General features: G+C 50.4%; 3 protein-coding genes. All 3 read left to right on the forward strand.

Going from position 1 to position 4,502, the window contains the following annotated elements:
* Nucleotides 1-262: 262 nt before the first annotated feature.
* Complete coding sequence (locus AC6H42_RS27825; RefSeq protein ID WP_497549435.1) at nt 263-2,776, forward strand: P-loop NTPase; 2,514 nt, start codon at nt 263-265, stop codon at nt 2,774-2,776.
* A 306-nt stretch (nt 2,777-3,082) separates the two neighbouring features.
* Entirely contained in the window at nt 3,083-3,457 is a 375-nt protein-coding gene (locus AC6H42_RS27830; protein ID WP_497549436.1) for an Arm DNA-binding domain-containing protein, read from the forward strand.
* On the forward strand, nt 3,408-4,277 hold the full coding sequence (locus AC6H42_RS27835; RefSeq protein ID WP_497549437.1) for a tyrosine-type recombinase/integrase: 870 nt from the start codon (nt 3,408-3,410) through the stop codon (nt 4,275-4,277). The genes AC6H42_RS27830 and AC6H42_RS27835 overlap by 50 nt, the downstream gene beginning before the upstream one ends.
* Nucleotides 4,278-4,502 lie beyond the last annotated feature (225 nt).

The raw sequence follows: 4,502 nt of genomic DNA on the forward strand, positions 1-4,502 counted from the left end.
TAATCCGTTGGTCGCAGGTTCGAATCCCGCACGGCCTACCAAGAATTATCAAGGAAGCCCACGAATTTCGGTTCGTGGGCTTTTTTGTTTCTGGTCGCTCTCTGGTCGCGTAGGCTCACTGCGCGCGCATCTGATCCGCAGCCGCGCAACTGAGCACGTACCGATAACATCCTCGAATGTGATAATCTGAGCATCTTTCCTTGGGCCAAGATGATATGCTACTTGCTAGCATTCATGACGTAGACTTGAGATTGAGGAGCCGATGAGAACACTAGAGCAGCTAGGCCTGAGCGCCGATGAAAGAAACTTGCTTCTTCGAGGGCTTCACGAAGGGAGATATAACTTACTGCTGGGTGCGGGATCAAGCTATGGATGCGTAGGTGGCGATAATGTCGAACTGAAGGATGGCGCAACACTATCTGTGCAAATCTCAGATGAGTTCAATCTCGGCCTAAATGCCGATGAAGCAAAGAAACTTCCCATCACGTATGAAGAGGCCCTCAGTGAGGAGCCTGCCCGATTTAAATCTTGGCTTCGCAAGCGGTTTACCGGATGTGCGCCAACTTGGCAGGGCTTGATCTTTCGCGCGCACTGGGAACGAATTTGGACATTTAACATCGATGATGTGTTAGACAATGCGTTCGCGGCGAGCGGCACATCGAATGCAGCCGTGGAAATCCAGCCGCTAGACTGGAAAGATAAAGTCGTTCCCCTCGATAGCAAGCCATCTTCTCTTCAGATCATTTATTTACATGGTCGAGCATCAGAGGTTGGGAAGCCCAATAAAAGCCTCGTGTTCTCGATCCCTGAATATGCTGGTGCAGCTAAAAGCTTCCCTGCTTGGCACGCAAGTTTTCAGACGAATTACATAGAAAAACCATTTGTTGTTTGCGGAGCAAGCCTGGCAGAAGAAGTAGATCTCGCGGAAGCGATACGCACAAAGAACCTATCAAGCGCGCATGGTTTCCCTTCCTTTATCGTCTCTTTTAGCTTAGATGACGGTCAGAAAAAGCGCATGAGGCGCTACAATTTAATTCCGATTGTTTGTTCGCTAGAGGAATTTTTCACGACGCTAATGAGGGAATTAGCTGAGTATCGAAAAACCGCCGATGCAGTGATGGCGAGGCTGAAAAGCGGTACTTATGAAAGGTTCTTAGCGGAGTTTCGTCGCTTAGATAGCGTGGATACCTCTTTGTTAGCTATCAGGGGGACAGATTTTTATGGCGGCGATGAACCCACTTGGCTAGATATCCTTAATGATCGCGATACTCAATTTGGAACTACCCAAAAAGCTGTCGAGCTACTTGGCAAGCCAGACACAAGATTCGCTGCGCTTATCCACGGCGATCGCGTTTCAGGAAAGACATCGGCACTTCTTCGCGTTGCAAAAGCTGCACTACAGCAGGGATATAAGCCATTTTGGTTTAGACATGAGGAAGGGCTAAATGCTGATATTGTTTCCGACTATTTAATGGAAGATGATCGTGCAATTCTATTCGTAGATGACGCTGCCAGTTATTTAGGCGCCATCAGAAATGTGCTTGAGAGCGCGAAAGCCAAGGGAAAGCCAGCGAAATTCTTTCTATCGTTACGGAGCCCTCGATTGCGAGGCTTCCATATTGACCTGCCGGATGAATTCCGCCATGAATATAAAATCGGGCCAATGAGCCAGACGGATATCTCGCATTTTGTCCAAAAGCGTAGACAGGTTAGTCGCTTAGGCAAGCATATCGGATCAACAGATACCAAATTAATTAAAGACCTGAAAGATATATGCAAATCTGAATTGCTAGATAGCATTTCTTACATTGAATTCTCTGAGCCGATAAAAGATCGAGTACGGAAGCTTGTTCTTGCCGAAACTGGCGGGGAGCATCAGCGTCGGCTGATATCAAGAATTGTTTGCGTCCACAGATTCGGATTCTCACTTCCGTTACGTGCAGCAATTGCCTCGTCTGGCCTTCAATTCGAAGACTTTAGCTCACTGGTCGATGATCGATTAAAGGCTGAGGGGATCTTGGTGCGCGATCCTCGCGGCTTGAGATTACGACATAGAATTCTGAGTGAATATGCTTGGACTGAGGCATTTTCTGAGCAAGAGCGATATGAAGCGATGACCGCCGTCACAAGAGTAATCGCGCCATTAATCAATCCCACAGTCATTAAACTGAAAGGTCTAGAGCATCTTATCCTTCGGGAGGTTTTGGATCAGGAGCAAGTCGCACTTAGCATTCGCGACAAGGCACTTCAGTTCTATGAAGAACATGAAGACATTTTAGGGTGGAGTTCTCGATATTGGGATCAACGAGCGTTGTTAGAATCTCGCCAAGAGGAAAACTTCCCAAAAGCCTACTCTTACTCTCAAAAAGCTCTCTCGATAGAGCAGCATGCATTTGCCTATACCAGTTTGGGTGCAATTTGTATGCGCCACTGCGTAAGGCTTTTAGAAAAAAATCACGCCGATGCAATGAAGTTTTTCTACGAGGGGGAAGAAGCATTAACTCAGGCGTATGAGCTAAACGAAGATACTGAAAAGGTTCATGAGCATCCGTTCATAACATTCTTTGCGTCCGCGACCAACATGCTGCGCAAACTGTCACCGAACGAACCTGAGTTCGAAGCAGTTTTGGAGCTACATAGGATTTGGATTCAGCGAGCAGAAACTTCTCCGGCATTTTCCACGTTTTATCAGAAGAAGAGACTGCGAGACATCAAAGCTACTCAACTAAAGGGACGGCTTAAGTTACAACAGCCCCGCCAGCCAGTCATAAAATAGCGAAATCCAGCGTCACGTTGCCTCTCTACAGCCCAAACGGTCATTACCGTCTGGGCTGTTTTCTTTTCCGCGTCTGAAACCTCAGTTTAACGACGATCTGCAGTGCAAGTGCGTTGACCCGACCAGAAATAGACCGGACACACGGCCTTTTCATGCGGTGAGATCGCGCACACTGCAATACCGCATGCGCCGCCTGGCACATCATCTCGCCCGCTAGATTAACTCGGCAAGAGCCACGGATTCGAACTTCCAGTACCCAAAAACGTACCACCATCAACCAACCTATCCACCATAGGAGCGTAAGCAATGAACAGACAGTTCCGCTTCAACAAGAAGCTGATCGATGCCCTTCCTCCGCATCCTGAGGATGCAAAGTCCAAGGAAAGTGAATACTCCGATACCGAAGTAGCAGGCCTGAGAGTGATCGTGACCCGGAAGGGCCGCAAGTACTTCCTGCTACGCTATACCTTCAACGGCGCAAAGCGCAGCATGAAATTGGGCGACTATCCGCAGCTGGACGTGACAGATGCCCGCCACCAAGCCCTCGACGCCCGAGGCAAGATTGCGAACGGTATTGACCCGCAGCGCGAGCCAGAATCAACCGCAAGCGGATCTAACGCTCAAGGACTTCGTGACCGACGACTATCTCCCCCACGCCTACGCCGCCAAGCGCAGCGCTAAGGATGACGCAAGCCGAATGCGCAACATCCTTCCTGAACTTGGCCACCTTCCGCTCGCTGAGATTACCAGCCACTCCATCCAGCAACTACACGACAAACTGCTCGTACAAAAATGTGCCGCAACGGCAAACAGGCACCTGGCACTGCTCAAGCGCTGCTTCAATCTGGCTATTATTTGGGGCAAGCTCGACGGTAAGAACCCAGCTCGCGGTATCCGAATGCACCAAGAGAATAACCAGCGGCATCGCTACTTGTCCGGTCAGGAGTTGCGGTCTTTCTTATCGGCGCTGGAGGCGGAGCCAAACCGGGCGTTAGCAGACGCATTAAGCTTTCTTCTAGCGACCGGAGCAAGGCGATCCGAAGTCCTCAACGCCCGCTGGGATGCGATCGACCTAGAACAGCGCCAATGGTATCTTCCGCACACCAAGAGTGGGCGGAGCCGATTCGTGCTGCTCAACGATACGGCACTGACCATCCTGTATCGGCGTCCACGCTCCGAGTCAACGGTTTATGTGTTCCAGGGGAAGGTATTAGGTGCGCCAATCTGCAATCCCTATAAGGGTTTCCAGCGAGCGCTAAAGAGAGCTGGCCTCACCGGCTGGCGCATTCACGACCTCCGACATTCGTTTGCCAGCCTAGCCATCAACAACGGCGCGTCACTCTACGAGGTCCAGCACCTGCTTGGCCATTCGGATAGTAAGACCACTCAGCGCTACGCGCACGTAGCATCCGCAAACTTGCGCAAGGCAAGTGGACACGTTTCAGCCATCATCGCTGCGGCACAGGTCGGCGAACTTCAAGCAGCCAAATTCTTCGCATAATCGCTCTCGCCCCTGATCATCATGACAAAAAAAAGCAAAGCGCCACCACTGTCGTTCGCGGCATATCAACGCCTTCATAACGTCATCCACAGCCTAGCGATGAACTTCGCACACGGTGCAGTGGTGAGCGACAATTATCTTGGCCGGTAGACGACAACTATCTTGGCCGGTTGTCACCTGAAACCGGCCCGGTGCGGAAGCGAGGTTTACAGTTGTTTCATTCAG

It is taken from the genome of Massilia sp. NBRC 108631 (assembly GCF_059704565.1).

Coding starts and splice junctions, on each gene's coding strand:
- AC6H42_RS27830 (WP_497549436.1), top strand. CDS start 3,083: ATGAACAGACAGTTCCGCTTCAACAAGAAGCTGATCGATGCCCTTCCT.
- AC6H42_RS27825 (WP_497549435.1), top strand. CDS start 263: ATGAGAACACTAGAGCAGCTAGGCCTGAGCGCCGATGAAAGAAACTTG.